This is a genomic window from Pseudomonas persica, assembly GCF_900291015.1.
Classification (GTDB): domain Bacteria; phylum Pseudomonadota; class Gammaproteobacteria; order Pseudomonadales; family Pseudomonadaceae; genus Aquipseudomonas.
On record NZ_OLKL01000025.1, the window covers coordinates 33,771 to 54,186 of the forward strand.

The following is a 20,416-nucleotide window of genomic DNA, read 5'->3' on the forward strand; positions in this document are numbered from 1 at the left end:
CAAGGAACTCCCGCCATGCAGCGTTCGATCGCTACCGTGTCCTTGAGCGGCACCCTGCCGGAAAAGCTCGAAGCCATCGCCGCCGCCGGTTTTGACGGCGTCGAGATCTTCGAAAACGACCTGCTCTATTACGCCGGCAGCCCGCGCCAGGTACGGCAAATGTGCGCCGATCTGGGTATTGCCATCACCCTGTTCCAGCCGTTCCGCGACTTTGAAGGCTGCCGCCGCCACCGCCTGCAGAAAAACCTCGACCGCGCCGAGCGCAAGTTCGACCTGATGCAGGAGCTGGGCACCGACCTGGTGCTGGTGTGCAGCAACGTCCAGGCCGATGCCCTGGGCGAAGAACAGTTGTTGGTCGACGACCTGCGCCTGCTGGCCGAGCATGCCGGCCAACGCGGCCTGCGCATTGGCTACGAAGCCCTGGCCTGGGGCCGCCACGTCAACACCTACCAGCAAGTCTGGAACCTGGTGCGCCAGGCTGACCACCCGGCCCTCGGGGTGATTCTCGACAGCTTCCACACCTTGTCGCTCAAGGGCGACCCGAGCGCGATCGGCGATATCCCCGGCGACAAGATCTTCTTCGTGCAAATGGCCGATGCCCCGCTCCTGGCCATGGATGTGCTGGAGTGGAGCCGACACTTCCGCTGCTTCCCGGGGCAGGGCGAGATGGACATGGCCGGTTTCCTGGCGCCAATCCTCGCCACCGGCTACCGCGGGCCGCTGTCGCTGGAAATCTTCAACGACGGCTTCCGCGCCGCGCCGTCCCGGCAGAATGCCGCCGACGGCCTGCGTTCGCTGCTGTACCTCGAAGAGCAGACTCGCCTGCGTCTGGAACAGGAAGGCACGCCAATCGAACCCGGTGTGCTGTTCACCCCACCGGTGGCCAGTGCCTATGACGGTGTGGAGTTCCTCGAATTCGCGGTCGACGAAGCCGTCGGCGCGCGCCTGGGTAGCTGGCTGAAGCGCCTGGGCTTTGCCGAAGCCGGCAAGCACCGCAGCAAAGAGGTGCAACTGCTGCGCCAGGGCGATATCAACATTGTGCTGAACGCCGAACCCTATTCCTTCGGCCACAACTTCTTCGAGGCCCACGGGCCGTCGCTGTGCGCCACCGCGCTGCGGGTCAAGGACCAGCAGGCCGCGCTGAAGCGTGCCACCGCCTACCGTGGCCAGCCGTTCCGCGGCCTGGTCGGGCCTAACGAGTGCGAAGTGCCGGCGGTACGTGCGCCGGATGGCAGCTTGCTGTACCTGGTGGAGCAGGGCACTGCCGGCCAGACCCTGTACGACACCGACTTCAGCCTGGACAAGAGCGCCACAGCCACCGGCGGCCTGCGCCGCATCGACCACATGGCCCTGGCCCTGCCGGCCGAGTCGCTGGACAGCTGGGTCTTGTTCTACAAGAGCCTGTTCGACTTCGCTGCCGACGACGAAGTGGTGCTGCCGGACCCTTACGGCCTGGTCAAGAGCCGCGCCCTGCGTAGCCAGTGCGGCACCTTGCGCCTGCCGCTGAACATCTCGGAAAACCGCAACACCGCCATCGCCCATGCGCTGTCCAGCTACCGCGGTTCGGGGGTGCACCACATCGCCTTCGATTGCGACGACATCTTCCGCGAAGTGACACGGGCCAAACTGGCTGGTGTACCACTGCTGGAGATCCCGCTGAACTACTACGACGACCTGGCGGCGCGTTTCGATTTCGACGACGAGTTCCTCAGCGAACTGGCCTACTACAACGTGCTGTACGACCGCGATGCCCAGGGTGGCGAGCTGTTCCACGTGTACACCGAGCCGTTCGAAGAGCGTTTCTTCTTCGAGATCATCCAGCGCAAGGGGGGGTATGCCGGTTACGGTGCGGCCAACGTCGCGGTGCGCCTGGCGGCCATGGCCAAGGCCCGCAGCGGGGCGGTGCGCAAGCCGGTCCTGTAGTTGCTTGCCTGTGTAGTACCTGTGGGAGCTGGCTTGCCGGCGATGAGGCCGGTAAAGCCACAGTGGTTCAGCGCCCCTCAGCCACCAGCAGCAATGACTGCGGCAGCGCACTCTGCGGGTGCTGTGGCTCCTGCAGACTGACCAGCCGCAACCCCGCCATGTCCAGCGCATTCAGCCAACTGGCCAGGGTGCGGAAGTACCACGGCATCACTTGCCAATCCCCGGCCAGCCCGGCAAACGACTCCTGGCGCCAGCCATCCTGGTAATCGCCATCCGCCACGCTCCATGGGTGCAGGGTCTGGATCACCAGCGCACCGCCGGGCACCAGCAACGCATTCATCGCCGCCAGCAGCGGGATGATGTCCTGCTGCAACAGGGCGAAGTTGGCACAGACCAGGTCATAGTCCTTGCCAACAAAGGCCTGCGCATCGGCCAGTTGTGCATAGCTGGCCAGGTGCACCTCGGCGGAACCCGCAGCGCGCGCGGCATCCACCAGCGCCCGATCACCATCCACACCTACCGCCTCGACACCACGCTCGCCCAGCGCACGCAGCAGCCAGCCTTCACCACAGCCCAGGTCGAGCACGCGTTCGGGCTGGCGACCAAGGATGGCCAGCAGGATGGCCTGGTCGGTGACCTGGCGACGGCTATCGATGGCGCCGCTGCGCACCGCATCGATCCAGGCCTGGGCGTTATGCTGCCAGCTGTCGAGCAAGGCGTCTTCAGGGTTGCGCATGGTCATCTCCGTTGTGGGTCGATTCCACCCGCGGGCCGCCAGCTCGATCAGCCGGCCGTGGCGCGCTGTCGCTTGATCCGGTACATATCGCCATCAGCATGGCGCAGCAGCATGTCGGCATCGGTGCCATCCTCGGGGAAGCAGGCCACGCCAATGCTGCAGGATGGCGGGGCGATGCCCGCAAACTCGGCACCGAGTGGCTCGGCCATGGCTGTCAGGATGCGTGCCACCTGCTCGGCAATCGCCTCGGGCGAGGCGTAGTCGGTCAGCAGCACGGTGAACTCGTCACCACCCATCCGCGCCACTGTATCGGTCGCACTCACACAGCCTTCCAGGCGCCGAGCCAAGGTGCACAGCACTCGGTCGCCGACGCTGTGCCCGTGATTGTCGTTGATGTCCTTGAAGTCATTGATATCGATGAACAGCAATGCCAGCGGCTGGTTGTGGCGCCGGGCCGCGGCAAGGGCAGTGTCCAGCCGCTCATTGAACATGGCCCGGTTGGCCAGGCGGGTGAGGGGGTCATGATGGGCCAGGAAGCGCAGTTCGTCCTCGGCCTGGCGTTGGGCAGTGATATCTCGCGCCACACCGATGCGGGCATCGGCCTCATCGGACCAGCAGGCCGCCCACAGGATGTGCACGATACTGCCATCCTTGCGGATGTAGCGGTTGCGGAAGTCGTAATGGGGTTGGCCGTTCATCACCCGGACGATCGACGCGCGGGTGATCGCCAGGTCGTCAGGGTGCATGTAGTCGGTGATCGGGGTGCCGATCAGCTCGCCGGCCTGGTAGCCCAGCAACGCCTCGCAGGCATCGCTGACGAAAACGATCTGGTTGTCCCTGTCGACCACGAACACCGTGTCCAGCATCAGGTGGATCAGCCTGGGATATAACGCTTGCAGGTCGACGGGCATAGGTCAGGGCGTCCGCGGCGGGGTGACCGATCATAGCCTGAAATGGAATAAAATGCGGTAAGTGCTGCATAAAGAGAGGCGAGTTCACCAGCCATTCGCGCACCCTGTGGGAGCGATCTGCAGTCAGTTGCTCACCACCAGCTCCGGCCCAAGGTAATCATTGATCTGCTGGATATCGTCATCTCCCAGGCTGCCCACCGACGATGCCAGGCGCAGCCGCGACATCAGGTAGTTCAACTTCGCCTCGAACAGGTCATGGCGGGCGTCATACAGCAACTCTTCGGCATTGAGCACATCCGAGTTGGTGCTGGTGCCGCCTTCCTTGAAGCCCTTGCGGGCCGAAAGCAGCGAGCGTTCGTTGGACGCCACGGCCTTTTCCAGCGCCTGAATGCGCAAGGCGCCACTCTGCACGCCGCGGTACTCGCGGGTGGTGCCGGAAATCACTTCCTGGCGCGTGGCGTCCAGTTCATCCAGGGCCTTGGAACTGTTGGCGCTGGCCTGGCGGGTGAGGGCGCTGGTGCTGCCACCGCTATACAGCGGAATGTTCAGCTCCAGCCCGATCGAGCTGTAGTGGTTGCGCTGGTTCAGTTCGGAAATCGACTGACTGCTGCCGGCGGTATAGCCGGCCACGAAATCCAGGGTCGGCCAGTGCCCGGCGCGGGCGCGTTTCACTTCTTCTTCGGCCAGCTCGTAGTTGTGCCGGCGTGCATGAATCAACGGGCTGTCGGCCTGGGCCTTGACCAGCCAGTCCTGCAGATTGCCCGGCATCAGCGGCGGCGTGTTGAAGCCTGGTTGCAAGGTGGTCAGCGACTGCGGGGTTTCACCGATGTATTCCTCCAGCTTGCGGCGGGCGTTGACCAGGTTGTCCTCGGCTTCGATCAGGTCGGCCTCGGCCAGGTCGCGGCGGGCCACCGACTCGTCGATGTCGGTGATGGTGCCGGCACCCAGCTCCATGCGCCGCTTGGCCGACGCCAACTGCTCTTCGAAGGCATTCAGCTTGGCCTTGGCCAGGGTGATGGTTTCGCTGGCCAACAGCACGTCGAAGTAGGCGTCGGCCAGGCGCACCGCAGCGTCCTGGCTCTTGGCGTCGAACACCGCCACGCTATAGTCGGCACGTTGCTGGCCCTGACGGTATTCGGCCATTTTCTGCTTGTTGAACAGCGGTTGACGCAAACGCACGTTGGCGCCTTTGGAGTCATAGTCCAGGTCGCTGTCCCGGCCATTCTGACGCTGACTGCCATTGACCTTGTTGAAGTAGCCCGCAGCGTTGATCTGCGGTAGCAGGCCGGCCTGGCCGATGGCGCGGTTCTCGCTGCCGGCTTCTTTCTCGTGCACCGCGGCGCGGTAGATCGGGCCTTGGTACTGCAGCAGGTCCCAGGCTTGTTTCAGGTCCATGGCACTGGTCTGTGCGGACAACCCCAAAAGGCAAAACATCAGGCACCGGTGATTCATTCACTGCTCCTTGAACGAGGCGTCCACGCGTTCGAGCATCGGCTTGAGCAGATAGCTTAGCAGGTTGCGCTCGCCGGTCTTGATGGTGACGGTAGCCGGCATGCCGGGGCGGATGTGGTTGCTGCCCAGCAGGCCCATGCCGTCATGCGTCACTTCCACCTGGGCCAGGTAGTACGGCTGTTTGCTTTCTTCGTCCATCAGGCGGTCGGCGGAGATGGTCTTGACCCGCCCCGGGATGTTCGGCGTCTGCGCATGGTTGAAGGCCGGGAAGGCGAGGTCCACGTCCAGGCCCGGGACCATCTTGTCGATGGCCTGTACCGGGATCATCGCGTCGACCTGCAACGGCTGGTCGAGCGGCACCACCTCCATGATCTTGGCCCCAGGCTGGATGACGCCGCCGACCGTGGCGATGCTCAGGGCCTGGACCATGCCGTCGATCGGTGAGCGGATCACCGTGTGGGTCACTTCGTAGTCCAGCGCGCGCAGGCGGTCGGCCAGGGTGGTGTTTTCCTTGGCGGTATCGGTCAGTTGCGACTCCACTTCCTTGAGGTAGTCGTGCTGGCGTTGCAGCATGCGCAGCTTGATCTCGGTGGCCTGGCTGCGCGTGCGGGCAATGTTGTTGAGGTTTTCGGCCTGACCGGCGGACAGGTCGGCATTGTTGCGCTCCAGTTCCAGCAGGCGGTTGCGTGGCACATAGCCTTCGGCGGCCAGTACACGGGTCCCTTGCAGTTCCTGGTTGAGGAAGCCGATCTGCGAGGCGCGGGCGCCGTACACCTGCTGCAGGCCCTTGAGCTGTACCGCAGTGGCGGCGAGGTTTTCCTCGAGGATGCTCAGTTCACCGGCAAGGCCTGCACGGCGGGTGTCCAGCAGGCGCTGTTGCAGGTCCATGGCTGCCAGCAGGCGCGGGTCGCTGCCGTAGTGCTTGAGCAGGGCAGGGTCGAAGGTGACCGTGTCGCGGCCATCGCGTTCGGCTTCCAGGCGGTTTTCCACGGTCTTGCTGACAATGTACTGGGCACTGACCGCACCCTGTTCGGCCACCGCGCGCAGGGCGTCGAGGCGTACCACTTCCTGGCCTTTTTTCACCACCTCGCCTTCGCGCACCAGGATTGCCTCGATCGTGCCGCCGGTCAGGTGCTGCACCGCCTTGCGGTTGCTGGTGACCTTGACCGTGCCGGTGGCGACCACCCCGGCATCCAGCGGCGCCAGGCACGACCACAGCAGGAAGCCGCCAAAGCCGGCGATGACCAGCCATACGCCCCAGCGTGCTGGCCGACCGATGTCCAGGTCGATTTCGTTGCGGGCCTCGGCGGGAATCAATTCGGTGTGTTGGGTCATCTGCATGATCGGTCACTCCCGTGCTTTTACCGAAGCCAGCGGCGCAGCGCCTGCTGCCGGGATCACACTGGCCTTGCGCAGCGCCGCGAACACTTCGTCGCGGCTGCCGAGCATTTGCACGGCGCCGTCACGCAGCATCAGCACCTTGTCGACCGCGCACAGCACATTGGGCCGGTGGGAAATCAGGATTACCGTGGCCCCGCGCGCCTTGAGTTCGGCCAGGGCATCGACCAGGGCTTTTTCGCCAACGTCGTCGAGGTTGGCGTTGGGCTCGTCCAGCACCACCAGGTTCGGCTCGCCATACAGCGCACGGGCGAGGGCGATGCGTTGCTTCTGGCCACCGGACAGCGGGCTGCCGTCGGCTGCCAGGCGGGTGTCGTAGCCCTGCGGGAAGCGCAGGATCATGTCGTGCACGCCGCTGCTGCGGGCAGCGCGGATCACCGCCTCGCTGTCCACTTCAGCAAAGCGTGCGATGTTCTCGGCGATGGTGCCCTCGAACAACTCCACGTCTTGCGGCAGGTAGCCGAGCCAGGGGCCGAGTTCGGCCTTGTTCCAGGTGAAGATGTCGGCGCCGTCCAGGCGCACCTTGCCGGCCTGGGTCGGCCATACGCCTACCAGCAGGCGGGCGAGGGTGGACTTGCCCGAGGCCGAAGGGCCGATGATGCCCAGGCTTTCCCCCGGGACCAGGCTGAAGCTGACCCCGCGCACGATGTTGTTGCTGGTGCCGGGGGCGCCGGCGATCACGTTTTCCACGGCCAGCATGCCCATCGGCCTTTGTAGTGACATGCTCGGCGGCCGCTGTGGGAAGTCGTGCAGCAGGTCGTTGAGCCGGTCCCAGGCGGAACGACAGCCCTGCAGTTGCTTCCATGCGGCGATCACCTGCTCCACCGGGGCCAGGGCGCGGCCGGTGAGGATCGAGCAGGCGATCATCATGCCGGGGGTGATCTTGCCTTCGATCGCCAGCAGGGCGCCGGCACCGAGGATCACCGACTGCAAGGTAATGCGCACGAAGCGCCCGGTGCTACTGATCAGCGCTGCGCGGTCGGAGGCCAGGGTTTGCATCTGCAGGATGTGCAAGTGGCCCTGGTACCAGCGCTTGCCGATCGCCGGCAGCATGCCCATGGCTTCGATCACCTCGGCGTTGCGCAGGTTGTTGTTGGCGTAGCAGGCCGACGACAGGGCCGCCTGGTTGGCCTCGGCCAAGGGTTTTTGCGTGGCCTTTTCGGTGAGGTAGGCCAGGCCCACCAGAATCAGCGAGCCGATCAGCGTGATCAGCCCCAGCAGTGGGTGGATCAGGTAGCAGACCAGCAGGTAGATCGGTGTCCAGGGGGCATCGAAGAAGGCGAACAGGCCGTTGCCGGTCAGAAATTGCCGCACCTGCGCCAGATCTTGCAGGGCCTGGGCCGGGTTGCCGCCGGCGCGGCTCAGGTTGCGCTCGAAGGCGGCGCTGAAGATGCGTCGGTTGAGGTCCATGTCGAGGAAGTTGCCGACCCGGATCAGCACGCGGGTGCGGACCATCTCCAGCGCCGACATCAGCATGAACAAACCGATCACCAACAGAGTGAGCATGGTCAGGGTGGTGACGTTGCGGCTGACCAGGGCACGGTCGTACACCTGCAACATATAAATTGCTGGCGTCAACATCATGACGTTTATGACGCCGCTGAAGGCGGCCAAGGCAAAAAAGCTGCGGCGCAGGCGGAACAACACATCGGCCAGCTCGGAACGCGTGCGTGGTGGCTTGTGCATCGGGGCCTCCCTTTATCGCAAATCGGGAAGCTCTTGCGGCGCCCCGTGCAGCGGTAGTCGTGGCTTCTGGTTGGCTCGCAGGCGGATCGCTCTTATGGCGAATGGTCCAAAACGCTGCGCTGCTCCCACATGCTGGAGCGTAGGTTGCAGCGACATGGACGGTAATATCGTTTCGCTCTATCAAATCTTTGAAGTTTTTATAAGTGCCAATAAAACAGTCATTTGCATTGCATTATCACCGCCTGACGATTTTTTCGACGAAATATTGACAAGCTTTTCGCCTGCGACTTTAGTCTGAAGTATTCGGGCCCTGTGCAAGCTGGGGTCGATGCATGTGCGTTACAGCTGTATCGCATGCTTAACAAGGCCCCGGACAGCGGGGGCCGGCTTGCGAATGAGAAGGCCAGTGGGGCCAGCACAAGAGGTTTGTGCCCACTGCGACTGGAACACCGAACCAGTATCTGCGCACGTCAACACTGACTGGGCGCGGGAAGGACCCTGTTGCCCTGTGTCATCTCCGGACAGATCGAGGGCAATTGAAATGGCAGATTTCAGCAAGTCGGACCTGGAGTTCATCCTCCAGCAGATTTTCATCGCCGAAGCCCACGCCGATGGCGCCAGCCTGATCGACCTGCTGCCCAACAGTCAGGTGCCGTTCGGCCTGCGTACCGTGGACGGCAGCTACAACAACCTGGTGACCGGTCAGAGCGAGTTCGGAGCCTCCGACAACGCGTTCCTGCGCCTGCTCAGTCCTTCCTTCAGCGGCGACTATCTCGGCACCGGTACGGTCACTGATTCGCAACCGCGCACCATCAGCAACCTGATCGTCGACCAGACGGCGAACAACCCGGCCGCGGTCGAAGCCAATGGCGGTGCCGCCCCGGTGATAAGCCCCGGCATCGACGGGGTGTTTGGCACCGCTGACGACACGGAAGTGTTCTTCATCCCCAACGTTTCGCCCGACGTCGGCCTGACCGCCGGCTTCAACGCCTGGATGACCTTCTTTGGGCAGTTCTTCGATCATGGTCTGGACCTGGTGACCAAGAGCAGTACCGACTTCGTGTTCATCCCGTTGCAGCCGGACGACCCGCTGTTCGACCCCAACAGCCCGACCAACTTCATGGTGCTGCCGCGCGCCGTGCGCACTGCTGGCGCCGATGGCGTGGTGGGCACCGCCGACGATGGCCAGACCAACACCACTTCGCCGTTCGTCGACCAGAGCCAGACCTACAGCTCGCACCCCTCGCACCAGGTATTCCTGCGTGAATACACGCTCAACGCCGCAGGCGACCCGGTAACCACCGGGCGGCTGATCACCAACCGTGACCTGGGCCCTGATGGCCGCTTCGGCACCGCCGACGATGGCAGTGGCGAAAGCGGTGGCATGGCCACCTGGGCAGTGGTCAAAGCCCAGGCCCGCGACCTGCTCGGCATCAACCTGACCGACGCCGACGTGCACAGCGTGCCGCTACTGGCCACCGACCCCTACGGCAACTTCCTGCGCGGGCCCAACGGCATGCCGCAGGTGGTGATGCGCGTGAACAATGGCGCCGACGGCATCGCCGGCACCGCCGACGACGTCACCACGCTGGTCGAAGGCAACCGTGACGCGCCGATCAGCCTGGCCAATGCCGTGAGCACCGGGCATGGTTTCCTTGACGACATCGCCCACAACGCCGCGCCCGTGCTGGTGGACGGTGTACTGCAGGCCGACGCCGACACCGCCGTGGGCAACGCGCAGCCGGTGGGGCCGGGTGGCAACAACCTGACCTACGACAACGAACTGCTTGACGCTCACTACATCGCTGGTGACGGCCGGGTGAACGAGAACATCGGCCTGACCGCCGTGCACCATGTGTTCCACTCCGAGCACAACCGCCTGGTGCAGCAGACCAAAGACACCCTGCTGGCCTCAGGCGACCTGGCGTTCCTCAACCAGTGGTTGATCGATGATGTCGCTGCCATCCCCACCACGCCCGCTGAAATCGCCGCGCTGGTATGGGACGGCGAGCGGCTGTTCCAGGCCGCCAAGTTCGGCACCGAAATGCAGTATCAGCACCTGGTGTTCGAAGAGTTCGCCCGTACCATCCAGCCGCAGATCGACGAGTTCCTCGCGCCCAACGGCTACGACACCGCGATCGACCCGGCCATCCTCGCCGAGTTCGCCCACGTGGTTTACCGCTTCGGCCACTCGATGCTGACCGAGACCGTCGACCGCTTCGACCCGGCGTTCGCCACGGTGAATGGCGACCCGCAGCTCGGCCTGATCGCTGCCTTCCTCAACCCGCTGGCCTTCGCTGGCAGTGGCGCCACCGCCGACGAAGCGGCCGGCGCGATCATCCGTGGCGTCACCCGTCAGCTGGGCAACGAAATCGACGAGTTCGTCACCGAGGCGCTGCGCAACAACCTGCTTGGCCTGCCGCTGGACCTGCCGGCGCTGAACATAGCCCGTGGCCGTGACACCGGCATCCCCACCCTGAACGAGGCGCGCCGCGATTTCTATGCGGCAACTGGCGACAGCCAGCTCAAGCCGTACATCAGCTGGGCCGACTTTGCCGATCACCTCAAGCACCCGGCGTCATTGATCAACTTCATCGCTGCCTACGGCACCCACAGCACCATCACCGGGGCCACCACCGAAGCCGAAAAACGTGCCGCTGCCGTGGCGCTGGTGCTTGGCGGTGACGGTGCGCCAGCCGATCGCCTGGACTTCCTCAACGGCACCGGTGCCTACGTCAACGTGACGCTGGCCGGTGCGGACGGCATCGCCGGCACCGCCGACGACATCAGCGGTGTGACCGTGACCGGCGTCGATGATATCGACTTCTGGGTCGGCGGCCTGGCCGAGCAGAAAATGCCATTCGGCGGCATGCTCGGCTCCACCTTCAACTTCGTCTTCGAAACCCAGCTGGAAGCCCTGCAGAACGGCGACCGGTTCTACTACCTGGCGCGCACGGCGGGCATGAACTTCGGCACCGAACTGGAGAACAACTCCTTCGCCAAGCTGATCATGCTCAACTCCGACGTGACCCACCTGTCCAACACTGTGTTCCTCACGCCGACCTTCACCCTTGAAGTGAACCAGGCCAACCAGTTCACCGGGCTGGGCGCCGATGGCCGGGCCGACCCGACAGGCGGGATCGAAATCAACGGGGTGGAGATCGTACCGCTGGTTATCCGCGATAACCCGGATACCGTGGGCACCGACACCAATTACCTGCACTACACCGGTGAAGACCATGTGGTACTGGGCGGTACCGCTGCCGATGACATCATCATCTCCGGCGAGGGCGACGATTCGGTGTATGGTGATGGCGGCAACGACACCCTGGAAGGTGGCGCCGGCAACGATGCAGTGCTGGGTGGCGCCGGTGACGACATCATCACCGACTCGTTCGGCGACAACCGTCTGGAAGGCAACGACGGCAACGACGTGATCGTCGCCGGCAGCATGCTGGTGGGCGGCAACCTGATCCTGGGTGGCAACGGCCAGGACTTCATCATCACCACCGAAGACATCAGCACCACCTTCGGCGGCCAGGGCGACGACTTCATCCTTGGCGCCAAGACCAACCTGCCACCCACCGGCAACGAGGGCGATGACTGGATCGAGAGGGGCACCCAGGACGGTGCGCCCGGCGACAACTTTGCGCCGCTGCTGGGTGACGAAGTGATCGGTAACGACATCTTTGTCGGTGGCGGTGGCTTCGACGAAATGATCGGCGAGGGCGGCGACGACATCTTTGTTGGCAGTGACGCCCAGGACAAGATGGAAGGCATGTCCGGTTTCGACTGGATTACCAACAAGAATGACAAAGTTGGCGTCACCGTCGACCTGACCCTGGCCGCCCTGGCTCAGCCCCATGGCAACGCACCGAACCAGAACGCTGGCGTGTTCAACCCGGTCGGCGCCTCGCCGGCTTCCATCCTCGACCGCTTCGCCGAGGTCGAGGGCGTGTCCGGTTCGAACTTCGCCGATGTGCTCAAGGGCGACAATGTCGATGCCGTGACCATCCTTAACCATGGCGGTGCCACCGGCAGCGCCTTGACCAACGTCGCGCTGATCCGCGGCCTGCAACAGTTCCTGGCTGACGCCGGGTTGCCGACCACCGGCTTTGCCACCGGCAACATCATGCTCGGTGGCAACGGTAGCGACCTGATCGAAGGCCGTGGCGGCGATGACCTGATCGACGGCGACAAGTGGCTCAACGTGCGCATCGCCGTGTATGCACCGGAAGACGTCAACCACACCGGCCCTGAAATCGCCAGCTTCGACAGCATGGTCGACATGATTCCGTTCATGCTCGACCGCACCTACAACCCAGGCCAGCTGAAGGCCGTGAGGGAAATCCTGCCTGGCACTTCGACCGGTGGCGCGGCCTTCGACACGGCCGTGTTCTCCGGCTTGCAGAACGAGTATGTGGTCACCCAGAACACCCGTGGCACCGCCGATACCAGCGACGATGTGTGGACGGTGACCGATACCGTGGACGGCCGCGATGGCGTCGATACGCTGTTGCACATCGAACGCCTGCAGTTCTCCGACGGCCAGCGCGTGCTGGTGGAGGGGCTGAACGCGCAGCCCACCGGCAGCCCGGCCATTACTGACGGCAACGGCGGTGCGATCACCGTGGGCGATGTCCTTACGGTAAACGTGGCCGATGTGCTGGATGCCGACAACATCAGCGCCGCCAACCCGTTGGGTACGCTCGCCGACCGTTCGGTGTCGTACTACTGGCAGTTTGAGGCCACCCCGGGCAGTGGTGTGTTCGAGGACATCATCCTGCTGCCGGCCGGCGACCTGGCGTTCCAGAGTGCCGACGGCACCACCTTCAAGGTATCGCCGGACCTGGCCGGGCTGAGCCTGCGGGTCAAGGCGATCTACCAGGACGCTCATGGCACCACCGAAGTACTGTTCTCCCAGCCCACCGCCGTGGTGCAGCCAGGCGCGCCTGTGGTACCGACGCCGGCCGCGCCGGTGGTGGATGCCACTGCAGGCGGTGCCGGTCTGCACATGGTGCGCTCCGACCTCAACTTCATCCTCGACCAGATCAAGATCGCCGAGGCCGATGCCGCCGGGGCGGACATCCTCTCGCTGCTGCCCAACATTCGTGCGCCGCTGGGCCTGCGGACGGTGGACGGCTCGAACAACAACCTGCTGAACCTCAACGGCATCAACAATACCGAGTTCGGGGCCGCCGACAACGTCTTCCCGCGTGTCACCGACCCGGTGTTCAACCCGGCCGAAGGTGCGCCTGCAGGCTTCTTCGGCCCTGGCTCGCCGGCCATTCCGGGCTCGTCGTACGAGCAGACCAGCGGCCCGGTGTTCGACTCGCAGCCGCGCACCATCAGCAACCTGATCGTCGACCAGACCTCCAACAACCCGGCGGCCTATGCCACCGCGTATGACCCGGGTGTGGACGGCGTGCTCAACTTCGGCGCCGTGGGCAACGACGACGTGCTCAAGGACGGCGTGCGCATCGTCGCCAGCCCGGGCCTGGACGGTCAGTTCGGCACCGCCGACGACCATGACGTGTACCTGTTCGAAAACACCGCCGCCGATGCCGGCCTGTCTGCGCCGTTCAACGCCTGGATGACCTTCTTCGGGCAGTTCTTCGATCATGGCCTGGACCTGGTGACCAAGGGCGGCTCGGGCACCATCTACATTCCGCTGCAACCGGATGACCCGCTGTACGTGGAGGGCGGTTTCACCAACTTCATGGTGGTGACCCGTGCCACCAACCTGCCTGGGCCGGATGGCATCCTCGGCAATGCCGACGACATTCACGAGCACACCAACACCACCTCGCCATTCGTGGACCAGAACCAGACCTACAGCTCGCACCCCTCGCACCAGGTGTTCCTGCGTGCCTACGTGATGACCGACGCTGGCCCCGTCGCGACCGGTGAGTTGATCACCAACCGTGACCTGGGTACCGATGGCACGTTCGGCACTGCCGACGACATACCAATCGGAGGCATGGCGACCTGGAAAGTGGTCAAGGCTCAGGCCCGCGACGTGCTCGGCATCAACCTGACCGATGCCGACGTCGATAACGTGCCGCTGCTGGCAACCGACGCCTACGGCAACTTCCTGCGCGGGCCTACCGGCATGCCGCAGGTGGTGATGCGCGTGAACAATGGCGCCGATGGCATCGCCGGTACAGCTGACGATGTGACTGAACTGGTCGAAGGCAACCGCGATGCGCCCATCAGCCTGACCAACGCCGTGCGCACTGGCCACCAGTTCCTGGCCGACATTGCCCATAATGCCGCGCCGGTGTTCAGCGGTGGCGTGCTGGCGCCTGATGCCGATAGCGTCGCCGGCAATGCTGTGCCGGTGGACCCAAACACCGGCGCCAACCTGGCCTACGACGACGAGCTGCTCGATGCCCACTACATCGCCGGCGACGGCCGGGTCAACGAGAACATCGGCCTGACCGCCGTGCATGCGATCTTCCATGCCGAGCACAACCGGCTGGTGGCGCAGACCAAGGACACCGTGCTCGACTCGGGCGACCTGGCGTTCCTCAACGAGTGGCTGCTCAACCCGCTGACCGCGCTGCCGGCCAACCAGGCCGAGATCGACGCGCTGGTGTGGAATGGCGAGCGTTTGTTCCAGGCGGCCAAGTTCGGTACCGAGATGCAGTACCAGCACCTGGTGTTCGAGGAGTTCGCCCGTACCGTGCAACCACGGGTCGACCTGTTCTTTGCCCCGACCCAGGTGTACGACGTTGATCTCGATGCGTCGATCGTGGCCGAGTTCGCCCACACCGTGTACCGCTTCGGCCACTCGATGCTGACCGAGACCGTCGACCGCTTCAACGTCGACTTCACCGTCATCGGCGACCCGAACAGTGCCAACCCCGACCAGCAACTGGGTCTGATCGCGGCATTCCTCAACCCGCTGGCGTACGCCGCCAGTGGTGTCACCCCCGAGGATGCCACCAGCGCCATCGTGCGCGGGGTCACCCGCCAGGCCGGTAACGAAATCGACGAGTTCGTCACCGAGGCGCTGCGCAACAACCTGCTCGGCCTGCCGCTGGACCTGCCGGCGATCAACATCGCCCGTGGCCGTGACGTCGGCATCCCATCGCTGAACGCCGTGCGCCGCGACATTTACGCGCAAACCGGCGATACCCAGCTCAAGCCGTACACCAGCTGGGTCGACCTGGTGCAGCACCTGAAACATCCGGAGTCGCTGATCAACTTCATCGCCGCCTACGGCACCCACAGCACCATCACCGGGGCCACCACGTTGCTGGAAAAACGTGCGGCGGCCATGGCCTTGGTGTTCGGCGGCGACGGCGCGCCAGCTGATCGCCTGGACTTCCTCAACAGCACTGGCGCCTACGCCAACGTCACTTTGCCTGGCAGGGATGGCGTGCTGGGTACCGCCGATGACCTGAGGGCGGTGACAGTGACCGGGGTCGATGCCATCGACCTGTGGATCGGTGGCCTGGCCGAAGCGAAAACCCCGTTTGGTGGCATGCTTGGCAGCACCTTCAACTTCGTGTTCGAGAACCAGATGGAGAAACTGCAGGACGGCGACCGCTTCTACTACCTGGAGCGCACCGCTGGCCTGTCGATGAACGCCGAGCTGGAAAGCAACTCGTTCGCCAAGCTGATCATGGCCAACACCTCGGCCACCCACCTGCCGGGCCTGGTGTTCTCCGACGTAGGCTTCTACCTGGAAGTGGACCAGAGCAAGCAGTTCAACGAAGGCCTTGGCAATGCCGACCCACTGGGCGAAAACGGCGAGCAGGTGGTGTTCCGCGACAGCCCGCTGACCGCAGGCCCGGACACCAACTACATCCGCTACGCCGGTGATCAGCACATCGTGCTGGGTGGCACCAACGGTGACGACATTCTGGTCTCCAGCGAGGGCGACGATACGGTCTGGGGCGATGATGGCAACGACCGCATCGAGGGTGGCGACGGCAACGACCAGCTGCGTGGCGGTGCCGGCGACGACATCATCAGCGACATGGGTGGTGACGACAACATCCAGGGCGGCGACGGCAACGATGTGCTGCACGGTGGTAACGGCGTCAACCTGATCATCGGCGGTTTCGGCAACGACTTCATCGTCACCGGTGAGGATGCTTCCGAAGCCATCGGCGGCCAGGGCAACGACTTTATCCTGGGCAGCAAGGCCAACGAGCAGGACATGGGTAACGAAGGTGACGACTGGATCGAGAAAGGCACCTCGGACGGCGCGCCCGGCGACAACTTCGACCCGCTTGGCAACGACCCGGTCATCGGCCACGACGTGTTCATCGGTGGCAACGAGAACGACAAGTTCAACGGTGAAGGCGGCGACGACATCATGGTCGGCAGCCTGGGCTTCGGTGATCGCTACATCGGTGGCTCCGGCTACGACTGGGCAACCTTCAAGGACCTCGCCCAGGGCGTGACCATCGACTTCAGCGACCGCTTCTTCGATGTGCCGCCGGTACCAGGGTCGGGCGCGTCCGCGCTGGTGCGCTTCGACATCATGGAAGGCTTGTCGGGTTCGGCCCATGGTGACTTCCTGCGCGGTGACAGCGAAACCGCTGCCACCTTGCCGACCAACGGTGCCAACGGCAGCGTGCTGACCAACATCAGCCTGATCGACGGCCTGGCCGGCCTGCTGGCTGCCGGGGCGACGTTCTACGATGGCGGCAACATCATCCTCGGCGGCAGTGGCAGCGATCTGATCGAAGGCCGTGGCGGTGACGATATCCTCGACGGTGACAAGTGGCTGAACGTGCGCATCAGCGTGCGCGCCAACAGCGACGGCACCGGCCCGGAAATCGCCAGCTACGACAGCATGGAGCCGATGGTGCCGCTGATGCTCAATGGCACCTACAATCCGGGCCAACTGGTGATCGTCCGCGAAATCCTCAACGGCACCGACAGCTATGACACGGCGGTGTTCTCGGGCGTGGCCACCGACTACAGCGTGGTGGTCGATGGCAACTCGGTGATCGTCACCGACCTGGTGGACGGGCGGGATGGTGTCGATCGCCTGACCGGCATCGAGCGCCTGCAGTTCTCCGACAGCTCCCAGGCCTCCGGCGTGGGCACCGCTGTCAACGCCGGCCCAACGAGCCACCTGGCGATCCTCGACGCAGTCACCGGTCTGCGCAACGATACATCGGTCAGCGGCCAGCTGCTGCGGGTGAGCAACCTGGCGGTGCACGATGCCGACAACGTCAGCGCCACCAACGCGAGCGGTGCCATCAACGGCCCTGTGGCGTACTACTGGCAAGTAGAGACCCTGCCAGGCTCGGGGGTGTACGAAGACATCACCTTCGTCGCCGCCGGTGAGGTTTCGCGGGCGATCGGCAGCACCTACCGGGTGACCGATGATGTAGCGGGCCTGAACATCCGCGTACGCGGGGTGTACCAGGACGCCAAGGGCACGCTGGAAATCGTCGATTCCTCGGCGAACAGCGCACCGACTGCCGGGCCGACCGTGACCGGGCTGCTGGTGCAGAACCAGACCCTCACCGCCAACACGGCAACCATCGTCGATGCCGATGGCCTGAGCAACCCGCAGTTCACCTTCCAGTGGCAGTCCAACCGGGGGCTCGGCTGGGTCAATATTGCTGGCGCCATCAGCAGCACCTTTGTCCTGACCCAGGCGCAAGTTGGGCAGAACATGCGGGTCCTGGTGAGCTACGTGGATGACTTTGGCGTGCAGGAAAGCATCGCTTCCGACATCCTCGACCCGGTGGCCAACGTCAATGATGCGCCTACCGGTGCCGTACTGATCAGCGACACCACGCCAGCCCTTGGGCAGACGCTGACGGCACTTACCGGCACTATTGCCGACCTGGACGGGCTGGGTGCGTTCAGCTTCCAGTGGCAGCAAGGTAGCGGTACGACGTTTACCAATATTGCTGGTGCGACTGCTGCTACCTTCACCCCAGGTCCGTCGCAGGGGCATTTCCAGCTGCGCGTGCTGGTGCGCTACACCGACGGCTTCGGCGCCCAGGAAACGGTGACCTCTGCAGCGACGGCGGAGGTGCCGGCGGTGCCAGGCGTGACGCTGGTGGGTACAACCGCTGCGGATACCCTGACCGGCACCGTGGGTGACGACGTCCTGCTTGGTCTGGCTGGTAACGACACACTCATTGGCCTGACCGGATTCGATCAGTTGTTCGGTGGTGATGGCGACGACACGCTCGATGGCGGTGAAGGCAACGACACCCTCGACGGCGGTGCCGGCAACGATGTGCTTAATGGTGGGCTGGGTGCAGATGCGATGACGGGCGGCGCTGGCAACGACACGTTCGTTGTCGACAACGTGGGTGACACCGTCAGCGAGTCGGCTGGTGGGGGCTTGGACCTGGTGCAGACCAACCTGGCAAGCTACACCTTGGGCGCTAACCTGGAGAACCTGAGCTTTACCGGCATCGGCAACTTTATCGGTGTGGGTAATGCCCTGGCCAATACCATCGTCGGTGGTGCCGGAAACGACTTCCTCAACGGTGGTGCGGGTATCGACCAGTTGGTGGGCGGTGCCGGCAACGACAGCTATGTGGTCGACAATGCCGGGGACGTGATCGTGGAACAGGCCGGTGGTGGTACCGACCTGGTGCGCACCACGCTGACCAGCTGGACGCTGGGCAACAACCTGGAGAACTTGAGGTACTTCGGTGCCGCCAACTTCACCGGTACCGGTAATGCCCTGGACAACGTCATCACCGGTGGTTCAGGTAATGACATCCTCATCGGCAACGCCGGTAACGACACACTCGACGGTGGGCTCGGTACGGACACCATGATCGGCGGAGCTGGTGATGACACCTTTGTCGTCGACAACGCTGCAGACATCATCGTCGAGGTGTTGGGCGGGGGCTCCGATCTGGTGCGCACCAGCCTGGCGAGCTACACTCTCGCGGCCACCCTGGAGAGCCTGAGCTTTACCGGTACCGGCAACTTCACCGGTGTAGGTAATGGCCTGGCCAACACCATCGTCGGCGGAGCCGGAAACGACTTCCTCAACGGTGGCGCGGGTATCGATCTGCTGGTGGGCGGTGCCGGCAACGACAGCTATGTGGTCGATAATGCCGGGGACGTGATCGTGGAACAGGCAGGGGCTGGTACCGACCTGGTGCGTACGACGCTGACCAGCTGGGCGCTGGGCAATAACCTGGAAAACTTGACCTACTTTGGTGCCGCAAACTTCGTGGGTACCGGTAACGGCTTGAACAACGTCATCACCAGTGGTTCGGGCAATGATGTCCTAAACGGTGGGGCAGGCTCAGATACCATGACAGGCGGTGCCGGCAATGACACCTATGTCGTCGATAACGTGGGTGACACCGTCAGCGAGTCGGCTGGTGGGGGCTTGGACCTGGTGCAGACCAACCTGGCAAGCTACACCTTGGGCGCTAACCTGGAGAACCTGAGCTTTACCGGCATCGGCAACTTTATCGGTGTGGGTAATGCCCTGGCCAATACCATCGTCGGTGGTGCCGGAAACGACTTCCTCAACGGTGGTGCGGGTATCGACCAGTTGGTGGGCGGTGCCGGCAACGACAGCTATGTGGTCGACAATGCCGGGGACGTGATCGTGGAACAGGCCGGTGGTGGTACCGACCTGGTGCGCACCACGCTGACCAGCTGGACGCTGGGCAACAACCTGGAGAACTTGAGGTACTTCGGTGCCGCCAACTTCACCGGTACCGGTAATGCCCTGGACAACGTCATCACCGGTGGCTCAGGTAATGACACCCTCACCGGTGGTGTCGGCAACGACCAGCTGCTGGGTGGCATTGGCAACGATACTCTGGACGGCGGCGACGGCAACGACAGCCTGGATGGCGGTCTTGGCAACGACATCCTCAACGGTGGGGCAGGCAGTGACACGCTGTTCGGCGATGATGGCAACGACATTCTGTCGGGTGGTAGTGGCAATGACTTCATCAACGGTGCGGCAGGCGATGACACGGTCAACGGCGGCGCGGGCGATGACACGATGATGGCCACTGACGGCAATGATGTCTTCCAGTTCGCCGCGGGCTTCGGCAATGACCTGATCATCAACTTCGATAGTGATGTGACGGGCGGGCAGGACCTGCTGGATATTACCGCCTTCAACATCACCGCAGCCACCTTTGCCGCCAACGTTACCATCGCCGATGACGGCGCGGATACGCTGGTAAGTATCGGTGCTACCGACTCCATCCGCCTGGTGGGGGTGGCGGATGCAACCACGGTGACTGCAGCGGACTTCAACCTGGCAGGTTGAGGGCCTGAGAGATACGCTGCAAGGGCCGCTTTGCGGCCCATTCGCGGGCAAGCCCGCTCCCACAAG

The 20,416-nt window shown here is 64.0% G+C and carries 7 protein-coding genes; 2 read left to right on the forward strand and 5 right to left on the reverse strand.

Annotated elements, in window-relative coordinates:
• Positions 1-15: 15 nt before the first annotated feature.
• Positions 16-1,923: a 3-dehydroshikimate dehydratase QuiC gene (gene quiC, locus FQ664_RS12560; RefSeq protein WP_144172192.1), complete on the forward strand. Its 1,908-nt coding sequence runs from the start codon at positions 16-18 to the stop codon at positions 1,921-1,923.
• Positions 1,924-1,990: 67 nt separating this feature from the next.
• Here the strand turns inward: quiC and FQ664_RS12565 are convergent, their stop codons facing one another.
• The 5 genes from FQ664_RS12565 to FQ664_RS12585 all read right to left on the reverse strand — a co-directional run bounded on the left by FQ664_RS12565 (position 1,991) and on the right by FQ664_RS12585 (position 8,106).
• On the reverse strand, positions 1,991-2,659 hold the full coding sequence (locus tag FQ664_RS12565) for a class I SAM-dependent methyltransferase (RefSeq protein ID WP_144172193.1): 669 nt from the start codon (positions 2,657-2,659) through the stop codon (positions 1,991-1,993).
• Positions 2,660-2,706: 47 nt separating this feature from the next.
• Positions 2,707-3,570 carry a sensor domain-containing diguanylate cyclase gene (locus FQ664_RS12570; protein WP_144172194.1) on the reverse strand — a complete coding sequence of 288 codons (864 nt, stop codon included), beginning with the start codon at positions 3,568-3,570 and terminating at the stop codon, positions 2,707-2,709.
• A 123-nt stretch (positions 3,571-3,693) separates the two neighbouring features.
• Positions 3,694-5,022 (reverse strand): TolC family outer membrane protein, encoded by a 1,329-nt coding sequence (locus tag FQ664_RS12575; protein ID WP_144172195.1) that lies wholly within the window; start codon positions 5,020-5,022, stop codon positions 3,694-3,696.
• Positions 5,023-6,363, reverse strand: coding sequence for an HlyD family type I secretion periplasmic adaptor subunit (locus tag FQ664_RS12580; RefSeq protein WP_144172196.1), 1,341 nt, complete (start codon positions 6,361-6,363; stop codon positions 5,023-5,025). It lies immediately after the preceding gene.
• A 6-nt stretch (positions 6,364-6,369) separates the two neighbouring features.
• Positions 6,370-8,106 (reverse strand): type I secretion system permease/ATPase, encoded by a 1,737-nt coding sequence (locus FQ664_RS12585; RefSeq protein ID WP_144172197.1) that lies wholly within the window; start codon positions 8,104-8,106, stop codon positions 6,370-6,372.
• A gap of 541 nt (positions 8,107-8,647) precedes the next feature.
• On the opposite strand from FQ664_RS12585, the gene FQ664_RS12590 reads away from it, so the two are divergent.
• On the forward strand, positions 8,648-20,350 hold the full coding sequence (locus FQ664_RS12590) for a peroxidase family protein (protein WP_144172198.1): 11,703 nt from the start codon (positions 8,648-8,650) through the stop codon (positions 20,348-20,350).
• Positions 20,351-20,416 lie beyond the last annotated feature (66 nt).